Source organism: Sphingomonas oligoaromativorans (assembly GCF_011762195.1).
Taxonomy (GTDB): domain Bacteria; phylum Pseudomonadota; class Alphaproteobacteria; order Sphingomonadales; family Sphingomonadaceae; genus Solisphingomonas; species Solisphingomonas oligoaromativorans.
This window is the reverse complement of sequence record NZ_JAASQK010000012.1, coordinates 43510-65421: the sequence shown is the minus strand read 5'-3', so window position 1 is coordinate 65421 and position 21912 is coordinate 43510. Positions and strand designations below refer to the sequence as shown.

Annotated in this window: 20 protein-coding genes; 14 read left to right on the top strand and 6 right to left on the bottom strand. The window is 69.3% G+C overall.

Annotation, left to right across the window (positions count from 1 at the left end; translation table 11 throughout):
* Positions 1-125: 125 nt before the first annotated feature.
* Positions 126-302, bottom strand: coding sequence for a hypothetical protein (locus tag FHS98_RS17455; RefSeq protein ID WP_167108120.1), 177 nt, complete (start codon positions 300-302; stop codon positions 126-128).
* Positions 303-385: 83 nt separating this feature from the next.
* Here FHS98_RS17455 and FHS98_RS17450 point away from each other — a divergent pair, with 83 nt between their 5' ends.
* From FHS98_RS17450 to FHS98_RS17425, 6 genes are all read left to right on the top strand, one after another.
* On the top strand, positions 386-1183 hold the full coding sequence (locus FHS98_RS17450) for a fumarylacetoacetate hydrolase family protein (RefSeq protein WP_167108262.1): 798 nt from the start codon (positions 386-388) through the stop codon (positions 1181-1183).
* 26 nt (positions 1184-1209) lie between these two features.
* Positions 1210-2496 (top strand): MFS transporter, encoded by a 1287-nt coding sequence (locus tag FHS98_RS17445; RefSeq protein WP_167108259.1) that lies wholly within the window; start codon positions 1210-1212, stop codon positions 2494-2496.
* A 57-nt stretch (positions 2497-2553) separates the two neighbouring features.
* Positions 2554-6318 (top strand): LamG domain-containing protein, encoded by a 3765-nt coding sequence (locus FHS98_RS17440; RefSeq protein WP_167108256.1) that lies wholly within the window; start codon positions 2554-2556, stop codon positions 6316-6318.
* On the top strand, positions 6315-7769 hold the full coding sequence (locus FHS98_RS17435) for a DUF885 family protein (protein WP_167108253.1): 1455 nt from the start codon (positions 6315-6317) through the stop codon (positions 7767-7769). Before FHS98_RS17440 ends, FHS98_RS17435 begins: the two co-directional genes overlap by 4 nt.
* Positions 7766-9361 carry a family 43 glycosylhydrolase gene (locus FHS98_RS17430; protein WP_167108250.1) on the top strand — a complete coding sequence of 532 codons (1596 nt, stop codon included), beginning with the start codon at positions 7766-7768 and terminating at the stop codon, positions 9359-9361. The genes FHS98_RS17435 and FHS98_RS17430 overlap by 4 nt, the downstream gene beginning before the upstream one ends.
* A gap of 194 nt (positions 9362-9555) precedes the next feature.
* On the top strand, positions 9556-10203 hold the full coding sequence (locus FHS98_RS17425; RefSeq protein ID WP_167108247.1) for a helix-turn-helix domain-containing protein: 648 nt from the start codon (positions 9556-9558) through the stop codon (positions 10201-10203).
* 3 nt (positions 10204-10206) lie between these two features.
* Here the strand turns inward: FHS98_RS17425 and FHS98_RS17420 are convergent, their stop codons facing one another.
* Positions 10207-11127 (bottom strand): AraC family transcriptional regulator, encoded by a 921-nt coding sequence (locus tag FHS98_RS17420; protein WP_167108243.1) that lies wholly within the window; start codon positions 11125-11127, stop codon positions 10207-10209.
* Positions 11128-11277: 150 nt separating this feature from the next.
* Here FHS98_RS17420 and FHS98_RS17415 point away from each other — a divergent pair, with 150 nt between their 5' ends.
* Entirely contained in the window at positions 11278-12741 is a 1464-nt protein-coding gene (locus tag FHS98_RS17415) for a catalase (RefSeq protein WP_167108287.1), read from the top strand.
* A gap of 55 nt (positions 12742-12796) precedes the next feature.
* On the opposite strand, the gene FHS98_RS17410 is transcribed toward FHS98_RS17415, so the two are convergent.
* Complete coding sequence (locus FHS98_RS17410; RefSeq protein ID WP_341786097.1) at positions 12797-14197, bottom strand: aminotransferase-like domain-containing protein; 1401 nt, start codon at positions 14195-14197, stop codon at positions 12797-12799.
* Between the two features lie 71 nt (positions 14198-14268).
* Here FHS98_RS17410 and FHS98_RS17405 point away from each other — a divergent pair, with 71 nt between their 5' ends.
* Both FHS98_RS17405 and FHS98_RS17400 read left to right on the top strand, forming a co-directional pair.
* Positions 14269-14712 carry a DUF983 domain-containing protein gene (locus FHS98_RS17405; RefSeq protein WP_167108240.1) on the top strand — a complete coding sequence of 148 codons (444 nt, stop codon included), beginning with the start codon at positions 14269-14271 and terminating at the stop codon, positions 14710-14712.
* Between the two features lies 1 nt (position 14713).
* A complete protein-coding gene (locus FHS98_RS17400) occupies positions 14714-15016 on the top strand; it encodes a hypothetical protein (RefSeq protein ID WP_167108237.1) in 303 nt (100 codons plus the stop codon).
* 108 nt (positions 15017-15124) lie between these two features.
* On the opposite strand, the gene FHS98_RS17395 is transcribed toward FHS98_RS17400, so the two are convergent.
* On the bottom strand, positions 15125-16165 hold the full coding sequence (locus tag FHS98_RS17395) for a LacI family DNA-binding transcriptional regulator (RefSeq protein WP_167108234.1): 1041 nt from the start codon (positions 16163-16165) through the stop codon (positions 15125-15127).
* A gap of 573 nt (positions 16166-16738) precedes the next feature.
* Between FHS98_RS17395 and FHS98_RS18910 the strand changes: the two genes are divergently transcribed.
* Positions 16739-17335, top strand: coding sequence for a Ros/MucR family transcriptional regulator (locus FHS98_RS18910; RefSeq protein WP_341786096.1), 597 nt, complete (start codon positions 16739-16741; stop codon positions 17333-17335).
* Positions 17336-17408: 73 nt separating this feature from the next.
* Here FHS98_RS18910 and FHS98_RS17385 read toward each other — a convergent pair whose 3' ends face one another.
* Entirely contained in the window at positions 17409-17615 is a 207-nt protein-coding gene (locus FHS98_RS17385) for a hypothetical protein (protein ID WP_167108231.1), read from the bottom strand.
* Between the two features lie 272 nt (positions 17616-17887).
* Between FHS98_RS17385 and FHS98_RS17380 the strand changes: the two genes are divergently transcribed.
* The 4 genes from FHS98_RS17380 to FHS98_RS17365 are packed head-to-tail and all read left to right on the top strand — an operon-like array spanning position 17888 to position 20340.
* Complete coding sequence (locus tag FHS98_RS17380; RefSeq protein WP_167108228.1) at positions 17888-18394, top strand: DUF1993 domain-containing protein; 507 nt, start codon at positions 17888-17890, stop codon at positions 18392-18394.
* Between the two features lie 12 nt (positions 18395-18406).
* Positions 18407-18871, top strand: a complete 465-nt coding sequence (locus FHS98_RS17375; RefSeq protein WP_167108225.1) for a nuclear transport factor 2 family protein — start codon at positions 18407-18409, stop codon at positions 18869-18871.
* Between the two features lie 56 nt (positions 18872-18927).
* Positions 18928-19302 carry a hypothetical protein gene (locus FHS98_RS17370; protein ID WP_167108222.1) on the top strand — a complete coding sequence of 125 codons (375 nt, stop codon included), beginning with the start codon at positions 18928-18930 and terminating at the stop codon, positions 19300-19302.
* Between the two features lie 45 nt (positions 19303-19347).
* Entirely contained in the window at positions 19348-20340 is a 993-nt protein-coding gene (locus FHS98_RS17365) for a zinc-dependent alcohol dehydrogenase family protein (RefSeq protein WP_341786095.1), read from the top strand.
* Positions 20341-20363: 23 nt separating this feature from the next.
* Here the strand turns inward: FHS98_RS17365 and mgtE are convergent, their stop codons facing one another.
* Entirely contained in the window at positions 20364-21731 is a 1368-nt protein-coding gene (gene mgtE / locus FHS98_RS17360) for a magnesium transporter (protein WP_167108219.1), read from the bottom strand.
* Positions 21732-21912 lie beyond the last annotated feature (181 nt).

The following is a 21912-nucleotide window of genomic DNA, read 5'->3' as shown; positions in this document are numbered from 1 at the left end:
GATCCCGCAACGCCTCGTTCGACACCCCCTCCATCATCTCCGGGTGCGTCGCGTAATACGTCCGATCAAACATCGCTCTCTCGCCTTCTCGAATCGCGCAGGGGATCGTCTGTGGTGAACAGCCGTCAGGCCAGCCTCGGGCCGGCCATCTCGCCCTTCTGTCGTCGTCGCAATTGGTAACCGGTGTCAAGAAGAAGCGCAAGATGGCCGCAAAAGCCTTTCGGATGACGCCCCACGCCACCGGGCGGAGCGCCGCGATCGGCCTCGGCTTCCGCCGCCTCCATCGCGGCGCCGCCGCTCACGACTTCGTACGAGATGATCTTGACACCGGTTTCCTCATGCGCTGGATAGCAGCCGGAACAAGCATTGGCCGGAGGGGCGTCGCGTGCAGCCTGACGACAAGGACGAGAATCAAGCACGCATCGCCCGCGCCTTCGTCGGCGCGCGGCAGGCGGGGACGGCCCTGCCCGACTATCCCGGCGACATCCCGGCCGCGCTCGAACAGGCCTATGCCGTGCAGGACGCCGCGATCGGCCTGACGCAAAGCCCCGTCGCCGGCTGGAAGGTCGGCAAGATCGAACCGCCCGTCGAGGAGATGAACCGCCTCGCCGGCCCGATCTTCGCCGATCAGGTGGTGACCGCCGGCGACGCCGACGACATCGCCATGCCCGTGTTCGGTGACGGCTTCGCGGCCGCCGAAGCGGAGTTCCTGCTGCGCATCGGCACCGCGCCCGATCCCGCGCAGCGGTGCTTCACCATCGACGAGGCCCGCGCGCTGATCGACGCGGTGCATGTCGGCATCGAGATCGCCAGCTCGCCCTATCCCGGCATCAATGCCGGCGGGCCGATCGTCACCATCTCCGATTTCGGCAACAATAACGGGCTGGTCGTCGGCGCCGCGATCCCGGACTGGCGCGAGACGGACATCTCGGGCTGGCCGATCGAGCTGTGGATCGAGGGCCGGCGGATCGGCGCCGCCACCGCCGCCGCCATGCTCGACGGGCCGTTCGGCGCGGCGCGCTTCCTGTTCGAGCATATGGCGGCACGCGGCATCGCGCTCCATCCCGGCCAGTGGATCTCGAGCGGCGCGGTCACCGGTGTCCATCCGGTCAAACCCGGCGAACGGGTGGAAGCGCGCTTCGATGACCGCTACGCCGTCCGGTGCAGAATCACGGCCCGCTGAGAGGCCCAACAGGACAGGAGAAGGGCATGGCGAACATGCAGCAGCCCGAAATCATCGCGGCGGCGGAGCGGATCGGGCGGTATCGCTGGGCGATCTGCGGCCTGCTCTTCGCCGCGACGGCGATCAACTATGTCGATCGCCAGATGATCGGGCTGCTGAAGCCGACCATCTCGCACGAGCTTGGCTGGTCTGAAGAGACCTATGCCGACGTGATCTTCTGGTTCCAGGCGGCCTATGCGATCGGCTATCTCGGCTTCGGGCGGATCGTCGACCGGCTGGGCGCGCGCGTCGGCTATGCGATCGCCTTCCTGATCTGGACGGCGGGGCACATGCTCTGCGGCTTCGTCAACTCGGCGGCGCAATTCTCGATGGCGCGCGTCGTGCTCGGCCTCGGCGAATCGGGCAACTTCCCCGCCGGCGTGAAGGCGGTGACCGAGTGGTTCCCCGCCCGCGAGCGCGCGCTCGCCACCGGCCTGTTCAACGCGGGCGCCAATGTCGGCGCGATCGTGACGCCGCTGGTGGTGCCGGCGCTCACCGTCGCCTTCGGCTGGCGGATGGCGTTCGTCGTCACCGGTATCGCCAGCCTCGCATGGCTGGTCGCGTGGATCGCGCTCTATCGCCGCCCGCGCGAGCATCGCCGCGTGTCGATGGCCGAGCTGGCGCTGATCGAGAGCGATCCCGCCGACCCGTCCCAGCCGATCGGCTGGCGCCGCATCCTCGGCTATCGCGAGACATGGGCGTTCGCGCTGGGCAAGTTCCTGATCGATCCGATCTGGTGGCTCTTCCTGTTCTGGACGCCGGATTTCCTCGCCAAGACCTATCATCTCGATCTGCTGAGCTTCGGGCCGCCGCTGGTGGCGATCTATCTGATCTCCGATCTCGGCAGCATCGCGGGCGGATGGTCCTCCTCGCGGCTGATGCGGCAGGGGATGAGCGCGAACGCCGCGCGCAAGATCACCATGCTCGTCTGCGCCTTCCTCGTGATGCCGATCTTCTTCGCCCAATATTGCAGCAATCTGTGGATGGCGGTGGCGATCGTCGGGCTGGCGACGGCGGCGCATCAGGCCTTCTCGTGCAATCTCTACACGCTGCCGTCGGACATGTTCCCGCGCGCGGCGGTGGGATCGGTGGTCGGCATCGGCGGCACGATGGGCGCGATCGGCGGCATGATGATGGCCAAGTTCACCGGCTACATCCTCCAGACCACGGGCAGCTACACGCCGATCTTCGCGGTGGCGGGCAGCGTCTATCTGATCGCGGTGCTGGTGATCCATCTGCTCAGCCCCCGCCTCGCGCGCGTGGACGCCGGCTGACGCGGTCCGGGGCCATCAGACGGGCGTCGCGCCCGCGTCCATCTGGGAGGGACTGTCATGCGTTTGGGCTCGATCTCGATGCTGGCGATGGCGGCTGCGCTCGCGACATCGCCGGCGATGGCCGCGCCGGATGCGAGCGGGCTGCTGTTCCGCGCCTCGGCGGATCATGATCTCACGGCCGATCGGGCCGAGGGCGATCCCGTCCCCAATTTCCTGAGCGACGTCACCGTCACGCCCGACGGCGCGATGGGCGGCGCGGCGCGGTGGGCCGATGACGGCTATGTCGCGTGGAAGGCGCCCGGCAACATGCGCGCGGCGCGGGGCACGCTCGCCTTCTTCTGGCGCGCGCGGACCCCGGTGGGGAAGGCGCCCTTCTCGATCTTCCGCGTCGGCTTCGCGGATCATTCGAGCTGGGACATGGCGTTCCTGCGCATCGACTGGAACGGCCATGGCTTCGACGCCTTCGTCACCGACGCCAACCTGTCGCGGGTGCGCGTGTCGTGGACGATGGAGGCGCTGCCCGCCCCCGACGCCTGGCACCATATCGCCTTCGCGTGGGACGAGACGGCGGGCGTCCGCCTGTTCGTCGACGGGCGCGAGGTGGCCCGCAAGGATCAGAAGGCCGATCTCGACAGCGGACTCGACCAGTTCGGCATGGCCGGGCGCGTGCTCTCGCCGCATCAGGTGCAGAGCCGCTATCACTTCATGCGCGGCAGCGATCTCGACGAGATCCGCGTCTACGATCACATGCTGGGCGCGAACGACGTCGCGGCGCTCGCCGACAAGCGCGAGCCCGGCCCCGCGCCCGCACCCGACGCCACCGCCGAGCGCGCCGCATGGCTGCACCGCTATGGCTGGGACCATGCCTCCCCGCCCGTGCTCGATGCGGCCGTGACCCGCGTGCGCAAGGTCGAGTTCGCCGACGCGCGCGACCTCAAGGAGCGGATGTGGAAGGGCGTCGACGGCATCGCGGAGACGACATGGCCGGGCGTCTACAACCGCTCCCGCCTGCCCGGCCGCGACGATTATTTCGAGCTGCCGGACTGGAACGTCTATGTCGAGGGCGGCAAACGCTACGACCTCACCGTCCCGCCCGACGAGCGCTTCAACCGCGTCGAAATCCGGGGCGCGGCCTATGGCCAACTCGACTGGACCGGCGACGGCAAACCCATCCTCCTCGCCCGGCGCCCCCAAGGCGTGGTGCGCAGCTTCGATAGCGTCGGCGAGCGGCAGGGCGGCACGCTCAGCTTCACCAATGTGATGCAGGAGCAGCCGATCCAGGAAATCTGGGCCTATGACATCGCGCCCGGCGCCGAACCGCAAGGCAGCTTCAAGCTCTCCTACACGGTGGACGCCGGCGCCTCCCCCGGCATCGCGGCGCTGGACGCGCTCAACGGCTTCATCGCCGGTCGTTACCCGCCCGACGAGCGCAGCACGGTGATCGCCATGCCCTCCTCGGGCGTGAAGGCGGCGGTGGGCGCGGGGAGCGCCGGGGCGGGCGTCAAGGTGCAGCGGGCCTCGGGCGGAGCGCCGATCGTCCACATCCTCATACCGTCGAGCTTCGGCCCGGCCCATGCGGACCAGCCCATCGCGCGGGCATGGGATTATAGCTGGGAGAATGTCCATGACGGGCTCGACGGCATCGCCCTCGATATCCCGGCGCTCCACGCCAAGCCCAATGCGGCGGGGCTGATCCCGCTCGACATCCGCGTCAAAGACCCGATCTGGCCGGCCCGCGACATGATCGACATCTCGGTCTCGGTCCGCCCCGGCGAGGCGCGGACCCTGTGGCTGGACCTGCGCGACCGCATCCTGCCCAACGCCAGCCTCTATCTCAGCATCGCGTCCGCCGCGCCGGACTTCGACGCCGCCGCGCTCGACGGCGCGCGCATCCGCCTCGTCTTCAAGCCGCGCGCCGAGGCGCTGAAGGAGCATGTCGCCGACCGGCTCAACCAGGTGAAGGACAATTGGGCCTTCCTCGTCGAGGAGCACACCGCCTCGCGCCGGGCCGCGCTGTACGAGCGCCTCTATGGCGACATCAGCGATCTGCTGCGCGTCGATCCCGACAATGCGGAGGCGCGCACCTATTGGGCGGACATCGACTATCGGCCCGAGAACATGCCGCCCTTCACCCAGCCCAAGCCGCCCGCCGGCGTGCCGCTCTGGGCCTTCCGCCAGCTCGAAGACCTGAAGCTCGTCCGCCGGTTCGTGGACTGGTGGATCGACCATCGGCAGGTGCCCTATGGCGATTTCGGCGGCGGCATCTCGGACGATACAGACCTCACCCAGCAATGGCCCGGCCTCGCGCTGATGGGGGTGGAGCCCGATCGCATCAACGCCTCGCTGCGCGCGCTGTCGGACGCGGTCTACAAGAACGGCATGATCGTGAACGGCCTCGGATATATCACCACCGACGAGCTGCACGCCTATGAGGAGGGGCTCAATTCCAACGGCGAGCGGCTCTATCTCAACTGGGGCGAGCCGAAGGCGGTCGAGCGGCTGATGGACAATGTGCGCGGGCTCCAGCGCGTGATCCTGCGCAACCCGGCCGGCCACATGCACTTCGCCAGCAACTGGTATGGCGGCCGCAGGATCTACCGCGAAGGGCCGTGGGAATGGCAGAAGCCCTATTCCTACTCGGTGATGCACGTCCCGATCCTGATCGGCCTCTACAACGGCAACCCGGCCGCGCGCGGGCTGGTGACGGGGCTGATGGACGGCTGGCTTGCCCACGGCAAACAGGGCGCGGACGGCCGCTGGAGCTTCCCCAACGAGATCAACTGGCGCACCGATGCCGAGCGACAGGGCGACGGCGGCGGCGCCACGCTGCCGCTCCAGACGGCGTGGGCGGCGTGGCGCTTCACCGGCGACGCGCGCTATCTCCGCCCGATCGAGGCGCGGCTCGACAAGGCCGGGCCGGCGGCGCTTTCCGAGTTCAACGAGAACGGCTTCACCGCGCTGCCCGACGGGGCCGGATGGCGCGCGAAGATCGGCCGTCCGGCCAGCGCCTTCGCCCGCTATGCGGCATGGGACGGGACCGGGGACAGGCACTGGCTGGAGGAACTCCACGCCGACGCCATCGCCCGGAAATCCCAGCGCATGGGCATGATGACCGAGGGCCATTGGTGGTCCGACCGGGTCGAGCAGCCGAGCGATATCCTCCAGCGCGAGCGGCTCGGCGGCATCGCCAACAGCCGGGGACAGAGCTGGCCCGGCAACATCGTAAGCTGGCGCTTCGAGGAGCCCGACGCCGCCGAGGCGGTCGCGATCCTGATGCCGGGCGCCACGCCCGGCCGGTTCCGCGTGATCGCCTACAACACCACCGGCCGCCTCCAGCGCGCGATGATGACCGGCTGGAGCGTCACCGCCGGCCAGTGGACGATGACGGGAGCCGGCGCTCCCCGGACGCTGACGCTGGAGCGCAGCGCCTCCACCGAGGTCACGTTCGCGCCGGGCGAAACGACGCTCGACTTCGCGCTGGTGAAAGCAGGCACGCCTGTCGAGCAACGCCCCGATCTCGGCATCGGCGCGGACGACATCGCGCTTGCGGGTCGGCGGGTGACGCTGACGGTCCACAGCCTGGGCGCGCAGCCGACGACGGGCGGGCAGGCGAGCCTCATCGCCGCCGATGGCCGGGCGGTCGCGACCGCGCCCCTCCCCCCGCTCGAAGCACCGACCGACCTCCTGCCCCGCACCACGACCGTGCGATTGGCGATCCCGGCCGGGGTCGATCCCGCCACGCTGTCGGCTGAGGTCGCGCTCCCCGGCCGGGCGGCGGAGGTGACGCGGCTCAATAACCGCGTGGCGCTGCCCCGCCGATGACGGTGGCGCGGCGCGAGCTGCTGGCGGGCGCAGGCGCGGCGTGGCTCGCCACGGGCGGCGCACGGGCCGCGCCGCCCGTCGACCTCCGCGCCGCGCTGGACGAGGCGGCGCATCTGCCGCCGGACACCGCGCTCGCGCGGCTCGCGCCGTTCGAGGCCCCGACAAAGCCGCTCCGCCTCGATCTGGACGCCGCCCGCGCGGGGCTTGCGATCGACGCCGCGCTGCTGCGGCATTTCCCGTCGGGCCGTCCCTATCGCGTCACGCCCCGATCCGGCGCGTGGCTTGCCGCCCGGCCGGACGCCGAAGCGATCGACGCCGACACGGCGGGCCTCCGCGCCGATGCGGCCGCCGGCATCCTCCCGCCCCTGCCGCTGATCGACCGGACCATCGCCGGCCTCGCCAAGGCGCGCGCCGAGACGCCCGCCGTCGCCGCCGCGCTACACCGGCAGGCCGCGCTGCTCGACAAGCTCCGCCCCAAGGCCCCCGCCGAAGCCGGGCTCGGCCGCCTCCCCGGAGGGGCCGAGGCCTACACGCTGCTGCTCCGCCGGACATCGGGCAACGCCGCCGATCCGCTCGCCCTCGAACGCCGCCTTATCGAGGAGCGGGAGACGCTCCACGCCCGCGCCGCCCGTCTGTTCGACCGCATCGGCGTGCGGGGCGACAGCATCGGCGCGCGCTACTCGGCGCTGTGGCGCGATCCGCGCTGGCTCTATCCCGACGACGACACCGGCCGCGCGCAGGCCGTCTCCGACATGCGGCGGATGCTCGCGGAGGAACGCGTCCGCCTCCCCGCCGCATTCGGCACGCTGCCGCCCTGGTGTTCGGACGTCGACGTCCGCGCGCTCAGCCCGGCCGAGATCGCCGCCGGCCGCAACGGCTATCGCGAAGCGCCCACGCCCACCCGGCGCGGCGTCTATATCGTCGACCTCAAGGACATACGCCGCCGCCCGCGCTGGACGCTGCCCTCGGTGGTCGCGCACGAACTGCTGCCCGGTCATATGGTGCAGCTCGGCCTCGAAGCGGCCACGCCGCCCCACCCGCTGCGCCTCACCTATGCGGCGGCGTTCGTCGAAGGCTGGGGCATCTATGCCGAGCAGCTTGCCGCGCAAGAAGGCACCTTCGCCGATCCGCGCGATGAACTGGGCCATATCCACTGGCTGCTGTTCCGGGTGTGCCGGGCGCTCGCCGACATCGGCATCCACCTCCATGGCTGGACCCGCGCCGACGCCCTGAAGCGCCTCGTCGCATGGCAGGGCGAACCCGCTTATTTCGCGCCCTTCGCCACCGAACTGGACCGCATCGCTGTCGAGCCCGCCAGCCGCCTCGCCGAAGCCGCCGTCTGGCTCGCCCTCGCCGACCGGATGCGCGGCTTCACCGGGGCCGCCCGCATCGCCCGCCACCGCGCCCTCCTCGACGGCGGCCGCACACGCATGGAGCAATGGCCACTATGACGATGACCCGCCGCGAGGCCTTCGCCGCCACCGGAGCCGGCGCCGCCCTGCTGGTGCCGGGCTCCCCCGCCCCGGCCGCACCGCAGCAGGCGGAGCCCTTCCCCTGGCGCCGCGGGCTCGACGGCCAGCGCATCGCCGATCTCGGCGACGGCCGCTTCCTCAATCCGGTGATGGCCGGAGACCGCCCCGATCCCGCCATCCTGAAGGACGGCGCGGACTATTACATGACCTTCTCCAGCTTCGATTCCTATCCGGGGCTGGTGATCTGGCATTCGCGCGATCTGGTGAGCTGGCGGCCGATCGGGCCGGCGCTCCATCGCAATATCGGCTCGGTGTGGGCGGTGTCGCTGGCGAAGCACGACGGCCGCTATTTCCTCTACATCCCCGTGAAGGCCGAGCCCAATTCGATCTACGTCATCCACGCCGATCGCATCGAAGGCCCGTGGAGCGAACCCGTCGATCTCGGCCTCCACCATCATATCGATCCATGTCATGTCGTCGGCGAGGACGGGAGCCGCTGGCTGTTCCTCTCGGGCGGGGATCGGGTGCGGCTGGCCGACGACGGCCTCTCGACGGTGGGGCCGGTCGAGCATGTCTATGATCCGTGGCATTATCCGGCGGACTGGGTGGTCGAGGGCTTCTCGCCGGAGGGACCGAAGCTGGTCCGTCATGGCGGCTGGTTCTATCTCATCACCGCCGTCGGCGGCACCGCCGGGCCGCCGACCGGCCATATGGTGATCGCCGCCCGCTCCCGCTCGATCCACGGTCCATGGGAGAATTGCCCCGCCAACCCGCTGGTCCGCACCACGAGCAGCGCGGAACGCTGGTGGTCGCGCGGCCATGCCTCGCTGGTCGAGGGGCCGGCAGGGGACTGGTGGGCGCTCTATCACGGCTATGAGGCGGGCTATTGGACGCTCGGCCGGCAGACCCTGCTCGATCGGGTGGAGTGGACGCCCGACGGCTGGTTCCGCATGACCGGAGGCGACCTCTCCCGCCCGCTCCCCAAGCCGCGCGGCGGAGAGGCGCTGCCCCACGGCATGGCGCTCTCGGACAAGTTCGACCGGCTCGACCTCGGCACCCGCTGGAGCTTCTTCCGCCCTCGCCCCGACGAGGCCGTCCGCGCCCATGTGGCGGGGGGCACGCTCCACCTCGCCGCGAGCGGCACGGCGCCGGTGGATTCCTCGCCCCTGCTCCAGATCGCGGGCGACACCGCCTATCGCTTCGAATGCGACATCGAGATCGATCCGGGCACGACCGCCGGCCTGCTGCTCTTCTACGACGACCGGCTCTATTGCGGGCTCGGTTTCGACGGCGATCGCTTCGTCACCCACCAATATGGGCAGGAACGCGGCCGCCCCGCCAACCCGCACGGCCGGCGGATGCGGATGCGCGTCACCAACGATCGCCACATCGTCACCTTCGACACCAGCGGCGACGGCGGGCGGACATGGGTGCGCTTCGATCGCGGCATGGAGGTATCGGGCTATCATCACAATGTGCGCGGCGGCTTCCTGATGCTGCGCCCCGGCCTCTACAGCGCCGGCCGGGGCGAAGCCCGCTTCCGCGACTTCCGCTATCGCGCGCTCGGCTGAACGCCCGGCGGCCCGACATTATGGCGGCGGCGTTCCCACCCATACTAAAGTCTAGACCCGCTATACCCTGTGCCCGAGCACCCATACCAATGTTCGATAGAAGGCCTGTCCTCACTGACGCTATTGCTGACGCAGTTCATCAGTTACATCTCTCCTGTGTCATGGCGTTTCGATGTCTTTGCAAGGAGTTGGTCATGATATCGAACACCGCCATCCTCGACCTGGAGAGCCGGGACGAAGCGCGCGACGGCTATATTTCATCCAGCCCCGGCGCGTTTTTCGGAAGCCCGCTTCCGATCATCTCCAATGATCGTGCGCAGGCCACCGAACAGAAGCTCGCAACCTTGAAGCTCGTCCTGACCCAGGCGCAGCAAACCGTGTCGAGCGACCCGATGGGAGCCAAGCACTTCATCGATCGCGCCCTCGAATTCCTCTCCTCCATGGCCGGCAGGACTGCCGCGGATGACAGCGCTTACGACAGTGGAGGCCTCGCCTCCTGGCAGGCGCGCCGCGCGAAATCGATGATCGAGGCGCGGCTGAGCGGCCGGCTGCTCGTGTCCGATCTCGCCTCCGCGGTGCGGCTGAGCCCGAGCCATTTCGCGCGCGCCTTCAAGCGGACGATGGGATGCTCGCCGCACCATTATCTGCTCAGGCGCCGGATCGAATGCGCCAAGGAGCGGATGCGCACGACCGGCGAACCGCTCGCCCAGATCGCGCTCGCCTACGGCTTTTCGGATCAGGCCCATTTCACGCGCTGCTTCAAGCGCCACGAAGGGGAGACGCCGACCGCCTGGTATCGCCGCGTGACGAGCGGGAGCGTCCGCAGCCGGGCGCTGGCCTGACGCTCAGCCCGTGCCCAAGGCCCGGAGCGCCCCCGGCCGCACACCATAATGGCGATGGAAGGCCCGGCTCAGCGCCGCTTCGGATTGATAGCCCACGTCGGCGGCGATCTGCGCGATGGTCGCCCGGCCACCGAGCAACTGTTGCCGCGCGAGGCCCAGCCGCACCTCGGTGAGGAAGGCCAGCGGCGCCAGCCCCGATGTCGCCCGGAAGGCGCGCACCAGCGTCGCGCGCGACGATATGGCGCGCTCGGCCAGCTCCTCCAGGCTCCAGTCCCGCGCGGGCTCGCGCAGCATCGCCATCATCGCGCGCGACGTCACCGGCTGGCCGAGCAGGCGCAGCACGCCCGACGAGGTGCCCGCCGCCTCCAGATGCGCGCGCAGCATCATCATGAACAGTGCGCTGGCGAGATCGGTGGCGATCGCGGCGGCGCCGGCGGCATCGATATCCAGCTCGTCGCGAATGCCCTCCAGCATCGCATGGTGGCGATCGGTGGCGCGGAGCACCACCACCTCGGGCAGCACCGCGACGATGAGGCTCTGCGGCGCCGCCTCGAAATGCAGGCGCCCGCAGACCAGTTCGGTATCCGCCTCGACGCCGGGGCTCATTTTGATGCGGATGGCGTTGCGATATTCCACCACCGGCGCGCGCCGGCCGCCCCCGCTTCCCGCCCGCGCGCGCACCACATGCGGATCGCCGTGCGGCAGCAGCAGTACGTCCCCGACCCCGAGGCGGAGCGCGCCATGGCCGGGGCGATCGAGCAGGCACTCGCCGCGCGTGACGATGTGGAAATGCGCCCAGCCGGGGCCGGCGGCGTCGTGCGGCGCCGCCCAGTCCCCGCCGAAACGGCAGAGATCGTCGAGAATGGGCCGAACCCTGAGCAGCGGCGCCAGCACGCTCAGCGGATCGTCGATGCCGGCCTCCATTCCGTCCCGTCTCCCGCCACGCGGCGCATTTTTCCGTCAGTTGTCGAAAAGATGCTCGGCATATCCGATAAATTCAATACGTCTCCGAATCGGGTTAATAACGATTCGCCCTCAGGAATTTGAGCTGCACCGTCTGCGAGGAGGTTGATGATGGACGACCGTAAGACTGGCCTGACGCACGCCACCGGCGCGCCCGTGGCCGACAACACCAACATCCTGACCGCCGGCCCGCGCGGCCCGGCCCTGCTTCAGGACGTGTGGCTGATCGAGAAGCTGGCCCATTTCGACCGCGAGGTGATCCCCGAGCGGCGGATGCACGCCAAGGGCTGGGGCGCGCACGGCACCTTCACGGTGACCCACGACATCACGCGCTACACCAAGGCGAAGATCTTCTCCGAGGTCGGCAAGAAGACCGATCTGTTCATGCGCTTCTCCTCGGTCGCCGGCGAGCGCGGCGCGGCGGACGCCGAGCGCGACATCCGCGGCTTCGCGGTGAAATTCTACACCGAGGAGGGGAACTGGGACATCGTCGGCAACAACACGCCGGTGTTCTTCTTCCGCGATCCGCTGCGCTTCCCCGATCTCAACCACGCCGTGAAGCGCGATCCGCGCACCGGCCTGCGCTCGGCCGACAACAACTGGGATTTCTGGACGCTGCTGCCCGAGGCGCTGCATCAGGTGACGATCGTGATGTCCGAGCGCGGCATCCCGAAGACCTTCCGCCACATGCACGGCTTCGGCAGCCACACATTCGCGATGATAAACGCCGCGAATGAGCGCGTGTGGGTGAAGTTCCACTTCCGCACCCAGCAGGGCATCGACAATCTCTCCGACGCCGACGCGGCGCAGGTCGTCGCGGGCGATCGCGAGAGCCATGGCCGCGACCTGTTCGAGAGCATCGAGAAGGGCGACTTCCCGAAGTGGACGCTGTTCATCCAGGTGATGACCGAGGAGCAAGCCCGCACCCACAAGCACAACCCGTTCGACCTCACCAAGGTCTGGCCGAAGGCGGACTATCCGCTGATCGAGGTCGGGGTGATGGAGCTGAACCGCAATCAGGACAATTATTTCGCCGAGGTGGAGCAGGCCGCCTTCTCTCCGGCGAACATCGTCCCCGGCATCGGCTTCTCGCCCGACAAGATGCTTCAGGCGCGCCTCTTCTCCTATGGCGACGCGCAGCGTTACCGCCTCGGCGTCAACTTCAACCATATCCCGGTGAACGCGCCGAAATGCCCGTTCCACTCCTATCACCGCGACGGCGCGATGCGGACGGACGGCAATCTCGGCGCGACGCTGAGCTATCACCCCAACAGCGCCGACCTCTGGGCCAACCAGCCCCAGTTCGCCGAGCCGCCGCTCGCGCTCGACGGCCAGCCCGCCGAGCATTGGGATCATCGCGTCGATGACGACCATTGGGAGCAGCCGGGCAATCTCTTCCGCAACATGACGCCGGAAGAGAAGCAGTCGCTGTTCGACAACACCGCGCGCTCGGTCGGCGGCGCCGCGCTCCACATCCAGCAGCGCCACGTCGCCAACTGCACCCGCGCCGATCCCGCTTATGGCGCGGGCGTCGCGGCCGCGCTGGGCCTCGCGATGAGCGCGGCGGCGGAATAAGCCGCCTGTCCGGGGCTCCGCTCGCCGGTTCGAGCGAGCGGAGCCCCTCTTCTTCTCAGACGAGCGGTGCCGCCTGCCCGCCGCGCGGGTGGAGCATCGCCTCCAGCAGGCGCAGATTGCGCTCCAGCCGCTCGCGCCCGAGCCCGCCGCCGATCGAGATGCGCAGCCGCCGCTCCGCCAGCGGCTCCACCGCGAAGGCGCCGCCCGGCACCACCGACAGCCCCGCCGGACGCAGCGTGTTGAGGATCTCGTGGATCATCACGCCCTCCTCCAGCCGGAGCCAGAGGTGATAGCCCTGCGGATGCGCGCGCCAGTCGGCGCCGTCGAGGATGTCCGCCGCCAGTCGCCGCCGCCACGCCGCCTCGGCGCGCACCTCGTCGATCAGGCGCGCATAGGTGCCGTTCTCCAGCCACCCCGTCACCAGCGCGGCGTTGAGCGGTGCTGCCATCACCGCCGTGGCGTGCAGATCGATCGCCGCGCGCATCGCGTCCTTCACCGACGGCGCGCGCAGATGGGCGATGCGCAGGCTCGGCGACAGGATCTTGGAGACGCTGGCGATATGCCATGTCCGCTCGGGTGCGAGGGCGGCAAGCGGCGGGAGGGGCTCGGCGGGGAGCTGGCCGTAGGCGTCGTCCTCGACGATCGCCAGATCATGCCGCCGCGCGACCTGCGCGATCGCACGGCGGCGATCCTCGCCCAGCGTCGCGGTGGTGGGATTGTCGTTGGTCGGCACGACATAGAGCCCGCGCACCCGCTCCGCCCGGCAGGCGGCGTCGAGCGCGTCGGGATCGACGCCCTCCCCGTCGCCCTCGACCACGCGCAGCCTGAGCCCGTAACTCCGCGCCAGCGCGAGGAAGCCCGAATAGGCATAGCGCCCGACGCACATGACATCGCCCGGCCGGAGCTGCGCCCGGATCGCGGCGTGGAGCGCGTGCTGCCCGCCCGCCGTCACCAGCACCATGTCCGGCCCGGCCTCGACGCCGCGCGTCTCCAGCAGGCGCGCCGCCGCCTCGCGATCCTCCATCGCGCCGCCCGCCGGCTGATAGTGCAGGCGCGCCGCCGCCCGGCCCTGAAACAGCATCGCCGTGCCTTGCGTCCACGCCTCGGCCAGCGCCGCGCGGGGGACGGGCGGCATGTTCATGCCGGTGTCGGCCGGGACGGCGTCCTCATCCTCCACCAGAGCGACCGCCCGTGCGCGCACGAAGCTGCCGCGGCGGCCATCCGCCTCGATCAGGCCGCGACGGCGCGCCTCGTCATAGGCGCGGGTGATCGTGGTGAGATCGACGCCCAGCCGCTCGGCCAGCGCCCGCTGCGGGGGCAAGCGATCGCCGGGGACCAGCCGCCCCGCCTCGACATCGCGCTCCAGCTCCGCCGTGATCGCCAGATATTTCGGCCCTTCCGCCTTCTCCAGATCGGGATGCCAGCTTTGCATACGGACATAACCTTGACTTTTCACAGCCAAATATCCATACAGTCACCCGTACAGAGTTGCAATGCTTTCCATACAGATCGAGTCGGGACATCGACATGACTGAGGACGCAGGCCGCGAGTGGCCCAGACTGGAACCGATCCGCACCGGCATTCGCGGCCGCTGCCCGCGTTGCGGGAAGGGTCATCTGTTCCACGGCTTCCTGAAGCTCCGCTCCCACTGCGAGTCCTGCGGGCTCAGCTATGATTTCGCGGACCCGGCGGATGGCCCGGCCTTCTTCGTGATCTGCTTCGGCTGCGTGCCCAGCGTGATCTTCGCGCTGATGCTCCAGATTCTCTACGATCCGCCCTTCTGGGTGCATCTGTTCACGACGCTGCCGATCCTGCTCCTCACCTGCGTGCTGCCGCTGCGCCCGCTGAAAGGATGGCTGGTGTGCAGCCAGTTCTTCTACAAGGCGCGCGAAGGCCGGCTGGCGGCGCCGTGGACGCCCTTCGCCGGCGGCGCCGAGGTGCCCGCGCCGACCCGGTTCCTGGATCGCTGACATGGACATGCGCAAGGCCCGGATGGCGGCGGCCGCCTATCTGGCCGCGCGGGGCAAGACGATGGACGCCGCGATCGTGCGCGAGGGCAGCGGGGATGATTTCCCGGAAGTCGCCATCGCGGCGGCCCTGCTGCGTCAGGGCGGGGACGAGATCGGGCGCTACGAACGCGCGCTACGATCCTATGCCGATCCCGGCTTCTGGGAGGCCGAGATCGTGGAGGCGACGCCCGCCTATCACGATCAGGGCCTGATCGCGCGGGCGGCGCTCGACGGCCGCGAGTTGTTCGAGCTGCATCGGGACTAGCCGCCGGGCATATTCCGCCCGGAAACCTCCAAAGCAGCGGGAATCGTGCGATCTTCGGCGCGGATTCCGCCGCCCGCCCGCGTGATTCCCCTGCCCTCCGCCGACGGATCAGCCCTTCGGCGCCGCCACCGAAGCGCGGCGGATCAGCGAGGAGTGGAAGAGCGACGGCTCATCCTCGCCGCCCTCGCCGAAATCCCCGATCAGCTTGAGCGCGGCGGAGCGCGCCATCGTCGCGATCGGCCAGCGCACCGTCGTCAGCGGCGGCCAGATATGGGCGGCTACCGGCGTATCGTCGAACCCGATGATCGACAGGTCGCCCGGCACATCCAGCCCGCGCACCCGCGCGGCGTGGAGCACGCCCGCCGCCATCTCGTCGTTGGAGGCGAAGATCGCCGTCGGGCGCGGCAGCAGGTCGAGCAGCTTGTCGGCGGCGGCGACCCCGGATTCGAAGGTGTAGTTGCCCTCCACCACCAGCCCGCGCGGCAGCTTGATGCCGGCCTGCTGCAACGCCGCCTCGAAGCCCGCGCGCCGCTCCGCCCCCGATCGGAAGCCGGATGGCCCGGTGACGAGCCCGATCCGCCTGTGCCCCTGCGCGATCAGGAAATGCGTCGCTTCCTGCACGGCGTCGCGATCGTTGGAGGCCACCATATGATCCGCGTCGTCCAGCTCGGCCGAGCCCATGCGGACATAGCGGCAGTTCGCGTCGCGGCAGAGCTGCGCCAGCCGGTCGTCCTCGGAGATCGGCGGCAGCAGCACCGCGCCATAGAGCCTGTGCCGCTGGAGGAAGGCGTGGATATCGTCCAGCATCGTCCGCGAGCCGCGATCGACCGGGCGGACGATCAGCTCGAACTCGGTGTCGCGCAGCGCATCGAGAATGCCTTGCTGGGCGTTCATCACCATCTGCGCGTTCGGATTGTCGTGGACGAGCCCGATCAGATAGTTGCGCCCCAGCGCCAGCGCGCGCGCCTGCGGATTGGGGATGTAGCCCGTCTCGCGGATCACCTCCTCCACCCGCTTGCGCGTCTCTTCATTGAGCAGCGGCGAGCGGTTTATCACGCGACTGACCGTCTTCTTGGAGACGCCGGACAGCCGGGCGATGTCGTTGATGGTCGGCTTGACGAATGGCTTCGCGGACGCGTCGCGGATCATCGATATCCCCTTTCCTGCCGCTCTAGCGCCCTTCGCCGGATCGCGCCAACATCCTTTCGCCGGCGCGATGCCACCGGTGACAGAAGCGGCTCGCCACGCCCGGCGCAACACAGGCGATGAAATCCGCCGCGTGCGTTGACCGGTTTCGCCGCATTCCGCCTTCCCGGCATCCGATCTTCATGGGCCTCTTCGGGAAAAGGCGTGGCCGGAGCGGTGCTTTGCGATGCCGTCACATTGTTTCCGCGATCGACATATTGGAAAGAATGCCGGCCAGATGTTCGCAACAGCGCGGAGCACGGGCCGAAGCAGCGCCAGCATCGAACTCACTGTTCTATTTTGGGTCGATCGGGGAAGCTCCGCGGCCATCATTTTCCATCGTAGGACGACTGAACATCGCTTGTTTCCCGCATATCTGCGCCGGTGGGAAATCGGCGCCCCGCTCTCCTCGCCCCGTCTTTCCGATTTCTCGTCCGGGCATCAACAAATCACTTGCCCGTTGAAGTAGGGCTTGAACAATTCGGTCAACATATTAGTGATGATTTCCTTCCATCACATCCGATCTCGGAGATACTCGTGAACGACAGCGATTTGATCGGCCTGACCGCAGATATTGTTTCGGCACATGTCAGCCATAACAATGTCGCGGCCACCGATGTGCCGCAACTGATCCGCAGCGTCTTCGAGGCGCTCGACAAGGTCGGCAAGCCCGTCGTCGTGGCCGAGCCGCAGCCCGAGCCCGCGGTGTCGATCCGCGCCAGCATCAAGCCCGACTATCTCGTCTGCCTGGAAGACGGGAAGAAGCTCAAGATGCTGAAGCGCTATCTGCGCACCAACTACAACATGTCGCCCGAAGACTATCGCGCGAAGTGGGGCCTGCCGAAGGATTATCCGATGGTCGCGCCCTCCTATCGCGAGACGCGGAGCGCGCTGGCGCACCAGATCGGCCTCGGCCGCAACAAGGTCGCCGCTAAGGCCGCGCCCGCCGCGAAGAAGGCGGCCGCGAAGGCCGCCGCCCCCGCTCCGGCGAAGAAGGCGGCGGCTCCCGCCAAGGCTTCCAGGAACGGAGCGAAGGCCCCCAAGGCGACGGCGCCCGCCACCGACGCCACGCCGCGCAAGCGCCTCGGCATCCGCACCGCCAAGGCCGCCGCGAAGGCGCACCTCAACTCCTGACCGGCACGGGGCGTCCGGCCGCGCCGTGCCGGACGCCGCCCGAAGACATGCGCCGTGCGGCGGGGCGGCAGGATCAGCGAGCCGCGTCGCGCCTTCGGATGCTCTCCGCGATTTCCCGCCAGATTTCGGATATGGCGACGACATTGCCCATGCTGATCTGACGCTCGCTCACCTCCAGCGCGCGATCGCCGAACAATTCCATCAGGGATATCGCCAGCCGATCGACCTTTCCGGCACGATCCCGCTCGCCCGGCATCTCCGTCCCCGCGTCGGGCAACATCTCTTCTCTCCGAATATCCTGGATGGCCTACAGGGCGGAGCGCCACATTTACTCGCGGCGTCAGGCTATATCGGCCGAACATGCCCGTCCAGCCGCCAAAAAAGCGGAGCTCCGGCGCCCCGTCGCAAGTTGAGACATATTAATCCGAAAGTATGATGCGTGCCGCCCGGCCGCTATAATCCGGCGGCCCCGGACGGGCGAGTCCGCGCTTGCGGGCGCAAGGGCGGGGCGGGTACGATCGCGCGGTCTTCGTTCCGCATCCGGGAAATCCCATGGCCCTGTCCCTCTACGACGTCAGCGTTCCGGTCTTCATCCGCTCGCTCCGCAATCTTTCCGCGATCCTCGAAAAGGGCCGGCTCCATGCCGACGAGAACGGCCTGCCGCACGGCACGCTGCTCGACGCCCGGCTGATCGAGGACATGTCCGCCCTCCCCGCCCAGATCCAGCGCGCGAGCGACGCCGCCAAGTTCGTGGCGGTGCGCGTCGGCGGCATCGCCCCGGTCGCGATGGAGGACGATGAGGCGAGCTTCGACGATCTCCAGGCGCGCATCGCCGCCACCATCGCGCTGCTCGAAAGCGTCCCCGCCCATGCGATGGACGGCCGCGAGGAGGACGACGTGACCGTCCAGACGCCCCGGCAGACCCTGCACTTCAAGGCGCGCGACTATGTGCTGCATTTCGCGCTGCCCAACTTCTTCTTCCATGTGACGACGGCTTACGGCCTGCTGCGGCACAAGGGCGTGCCGATCGGCAAGATGGATTTCCTCGGCCGCCCCTGAAGGAGCCCGCTCATGCCTCGCCCCCCTCTCCCGCCTTTCACCCGCGAGACCGCGATCGAGAAGGTGCGCCTCGCCGAGGACGGCTGGAACAGCCGCGATCCCGAAAAGGTCGCGCTCGCCTACAGCGAGGACAGCCGCTGGCGGAACCGCGCCGAGTTCCCCACCGGCCGCGCCGAGATCATCGGCTTCCTCTCCCGCAAATGGGCGAAGGAGCTGGATTATCGCCTCATCAAGGAGCTGTGGGCGTTCGAGGGGAACCGCATCGCGGTGCGCTTCGCCTATGAATATCATGACGACAGCGGCAACTGGTTCCGCGCCTATGGCAACGAGAATTGGGAGTTCGCGGCCGACGGGCTGATGACCCACCGCCATGCCAGCATCAACGAGCATCCGATCGCGGAGAGGGATCGCGCCTTTCATTGGCCGCTCGGCCGCCGGCCGGACGAGCATCCGGGGCTGAGCGACTTCGGTTTCTGAGGCCCTCCCCCGGAATTGCCCGTTCGGGCGCGGCGCGGCTGTGGCATGGTGCGCCCATGCCGCGCCGCCCGCTCCTGCCGCTTCTCGCCGTCAGCCTCTGCGGGGCGGGCGCCCCGGCCGACACGCCGCCGAAGCCGGCCCGGCATTTCGCGGCGCATTGCGAATCCGCCGTCCTTCCCAACTTCGTGGTGCCGCTGAAGCGCATCGCGGGCCGGTCGAGCCTCGATTATGCGGCCGGCACGCCCGATGCGTCGGGCACGCCGACGCTCGCCACGCTGACCCGGCCCGGCATACGGATCGAGGCACGGTTCGGGCAGCCGCGCGCCAATGATGTCGACGTAACCGAATATGGCATCGCGCCGAACCATCAGGACGATGTCGCCTTCGGCCGGATCGTCGCGCTGTTCCGCTTCTGCGAACCGTTGCGCTGAGCCGGGGCCGACGGATATCGACGCGCAGCAAGGAGATTGTTTCTCGTGACGGACACCATGCAGGCCGCCCTGGCCGAAACCCCCGGCGCCCCCTTCCGCATCGCCGCCGTCGCGCGGCCGGAGCCCGGCCCCGGCGAGGTGCTCGTCCGCATCGCCGCCAGCGGCACCAACCCGCTCGACACCAAGATCCGCGCCGCCGCCGCGCCCCATGCGCGCCACCCGCTGCCGGCGATCCTCGGCCTCGATCTGGCCGGCACGGTGGAGGCGGTGGGCGAAGGCGTCACCCGCTTCCACCCCGGCGACGAGGTCTACGGCATGACCGGCGGCGTCGGCGGCGTGCAGGGCTCGCTGGCGGAGTTCGCGGCGGTGGACGCCGATCTGCTGGCGCGCAAGCCCGCCAACCTCTCGATGCGCGAGGCGGCCGCGATGCCGCTGATCGTCATCACCGCCTGGGAAGGCCTGATCGACCAGATGGCGGTGAAGGCGGGCGACACCGTGCTGGTGCAGGGCGGTGCGGGCGGCGTCGGCCATATCGTCGTGCAGATCGCGCTGGCCAGGGGCGCGGACGTCTATGCCACCGGCTCGGCGCACAGCCGCGAGGCGATCGAAGGGCTCGGCGCCACCTTCATCGATCGCGACGAGCCCGTCGCCGACTATGTGGCGCGCCTCGCCGGCGGGCGCGGCTTCGATCTCGTCTACGACACCGCCGGCGGCGCGGCGCTCGACGCTTCCTTCGCCGCCGTGCGGCGCTTCGGCCGTGTGGTGAGTTGCCTCGGCTGGGGCACGCACAGCCTCGCCCCGCTGTCGTTCAAGGGCGCGGCCTATTCGGGCGTGTTCACGCTGGTGCCGCTGCTCTCGGGCGAAGGCCGCCGCCGCCATGGCGCCATCCTGGAGGAAGCCGCCGGCCTCGCCGAGGCCGGCCAGCTTGTCCCCCGCCTCGATCCGCGCCGCTTCACGCTGGCGACCGCCGACGACGCCCATGCCGCGATCACCGACGGATCGGCGCGCGGCAAGATCGTCGTCGGGATCGCGGACTAGGCGCTCGCCCGACATCGGGGGCGCTAGAGCAGCGTCCCCGACAGGATCACCAGCGCGATCGAGAAGTAGATCACCAGCCCCGTCACATCGACCAGCGTGGCCACGAACGGCGCCGACGCGCTGGCCGGATCGAAGCGCAGCCTCTGGAGCAGGAAGGGCAGCATCGATCCCGCCAGCGACCCGAACGTCACGATGCCGACCAGCCCCGCGCCCACCGTCGCCGCGATCAGGGGCCAGTGCGGGCCGTAATCGTAGAAGCCCAGATATTGCCACGCGCTGATCCGCGCGATGCCCACCGCGCCGAGGATCGCCCCCAGCACCAGGCCCGCCGGCAGCTCGCGCAGCGCGACGCGCCACCAGTCCTTCAGCCGCACCTGCCCGAGCGCCAGCGCGCGGATGATGAGCGATGTCGCCTGGCTGCCGCTGTTGCCGCCCGAACTCATGATGAGCGGGATGAACAGCGTCAGCGTGATCGCCTTGGCCAGTTCGGATTCGAAATGCTGCATGGCGCTCGCCGTCAGCATCTCGGACAGGAACAGCGCGCACAGCCAGCCCGCGCGCTTGCGGATCATGCCAAGGAAGCTGGTGTCCAGATAAGGCCGGTCGAGCGCCTCGACGCCGCCGAAGCGCTGCGCTTCCTCGGTATGCTTGTCGACGATCGCGTCCAGCACGTCGTCCACCGTGACGATGCCCAGCACGCGCTTCTCCGCATCCACCACCGGCACCGCCAGCAGATCGTGCCGGCGGATGAGGCGGGCGACGGCGCGGCGGTCCATCTCGGGCGAGGCGACGACGGGATCGCGCTGGCGGGTCAGCTCCAGCACGGGCTGCGCGGGATCGGCCGTCACCAGCCGCCTGAGCGACACCGTGCCGACCAGCGCGTCCGTCTCCGGGTCGACGATGTAAATCGAATAGATCGTCTCGCGGCTGCGCTCGATGGTGCGGATATGGTCGAGCGCCCCGGCCACCGTCGCGGTCACCGGCACGGAGACGAACTCGGTCGTCATCATGCCGCCCGCGCTTTCCGGCGGATAGGCCAGAAGGCCGTCGAGCGTGGCGCGCGTCTCGCGATCGAGCAGCGCGAGGATCGCGTCCCGCCGTTCGGCGTCCATCTCGCCCAGCACGTCGGCGGCGCGATCGGCGGACATGGCGGTGACCAGAGGCACCGCCCGCTCGGGCTGCATCTCGGCGATCGCGGCCGACGCGCCGAGAAATTCCGGCCGGTCGAGCACGATGACGGCGCGCGCCTCCGTCATGCGCGCGAGCGCACCGGCGGCGGCCTCCGGTTCGAGATGGCTCAGGGTTTCCGCCAGATCGGCAGCGCGCACATGGCGCAGATCGTCGGCCGTCGTCCGGGCGAAGCCGCCCGCTTTCACTCGCTTGTTCATCATTCACCTACCCGCCCGCACACCTGAGGCGGACGACGGCAAGCGAATGCTAGCGGACGATCCTCCTCGGGCGTGCGGCGCTACTGGAACTGTCGCTAGACATGGGATCCTTCCCGAGGATGGACCGACGGCGCCGGTCCTGCGGCGCCCCTGAACCAGCCGGCGCGGCCTGTCAACCGGGCGT

Bases quoted from the DNA above. Each gene is read 5' to 3' on its own strand.
- FHS98_RS17445 (WP_167108259.1), top strand. From the start codon at position 1,210: ATGGCGAACATGCAGCAGCCCGAAATCATCGCGGCGGCGGAGCGGATC.
- FHS98_RS17440 (WP_167108256.1), top strand. From the start codon at position 2,554: ATGCGTTTGGGCTCGATCTCGATGCTGGCGATGGCGGCTGCGCTCGCG.
- FHS98_RS17435 (WP_167108253.1), top strand. From the start codon at position 6,315: ATGACGGTGGCGCGGCGCGAGCTGCTGGCGGGCGCAGGCGCGGCGTGG.
- FHS98_RS17430 (WP_167108250.1), top strand. From the start codon at position 7,766: ATGACGATGACCCGCCGCGAGGCCTTCGCCGCCACCGGAGCCGGCGCC.
- FHS98_RS17425 (WP_167108247.1), top strand. From the start codon at position 9,556: ATGATATCGAACACCGCCATCCTCGACCTGGAGAGCCGGGACGAAGCG.
- FHS98_RS17420 (WP_167108243.1), bottom strand. From the start codon at position 11,127: ATGGAGGCCGGCATCGACGATCCGCTGAGCGTGCTGGCGCCGCTGCTC.
- FHS98_RS17415 (WP_167108287.1), top strand. From the start codon at position 11,278: ATGGACGACCGTAAGACTGGCCTGACGCACGCCACCGGCGCGCCCGTG.
- FHS98_RS17405 (WP_167108240.1), top strand. From the start codon at position 14,269: ATGACTGAGGACGCAGGCCGCGAGTGGCCCAGACTGGAACCGATCCGC.
- FHS98_RS17400 (WP_167108237.1), top strand. From the start codon at position 14,714: ATGGACATGCGCAAGGCCCGGATGGCGGCGGCCGCCTATCTGGCCGCG.
- FHS98_RS17395 (WP_167108234.1), bottom strand. From the start codon at position 16,165: ATGATCCGCGACGCGTCCGCGAAGCCATTCGTCAAGCCGACCATCAAC.
- FHS98_RS17385 (WP_167108231.1), bottom strand. From the start codon at position 17,615: ATGTTGCCCGACGCGGGGACGGAGATGCCGGGCGAGCGGGATCGTGCC.
- FHS98_RS17380 (WP_167108228.1), top strand. From the start codon at position 17,888: ATGGCCCTGTCCCTCTACGACGTCAGCGTTCCGGTCTTCATCCGCTCG.
- FHS98_RS17375 (WP_167108225.1), top strand. From the start codon at position 18,407: ATGCCTCGCCCCCCTCTCCCGCCTTTCACCCGCGAGACCGCGATCGAG.
- FHS98_RS17370 (WP_167108222.1), top strand. From the start codon at position 18,928: ATGCCGCGCCGCCCGCTCCTGCCGCTTCTCGCCGTCAGCCTCTGCGGG.
- mgtE (WP_167108219.1), bottom strand. From the start codon at position 21,731: ATGATGAACAAGCGAGTGAAAGCGGGCGGCTTCGCCCGGACGACGGCC.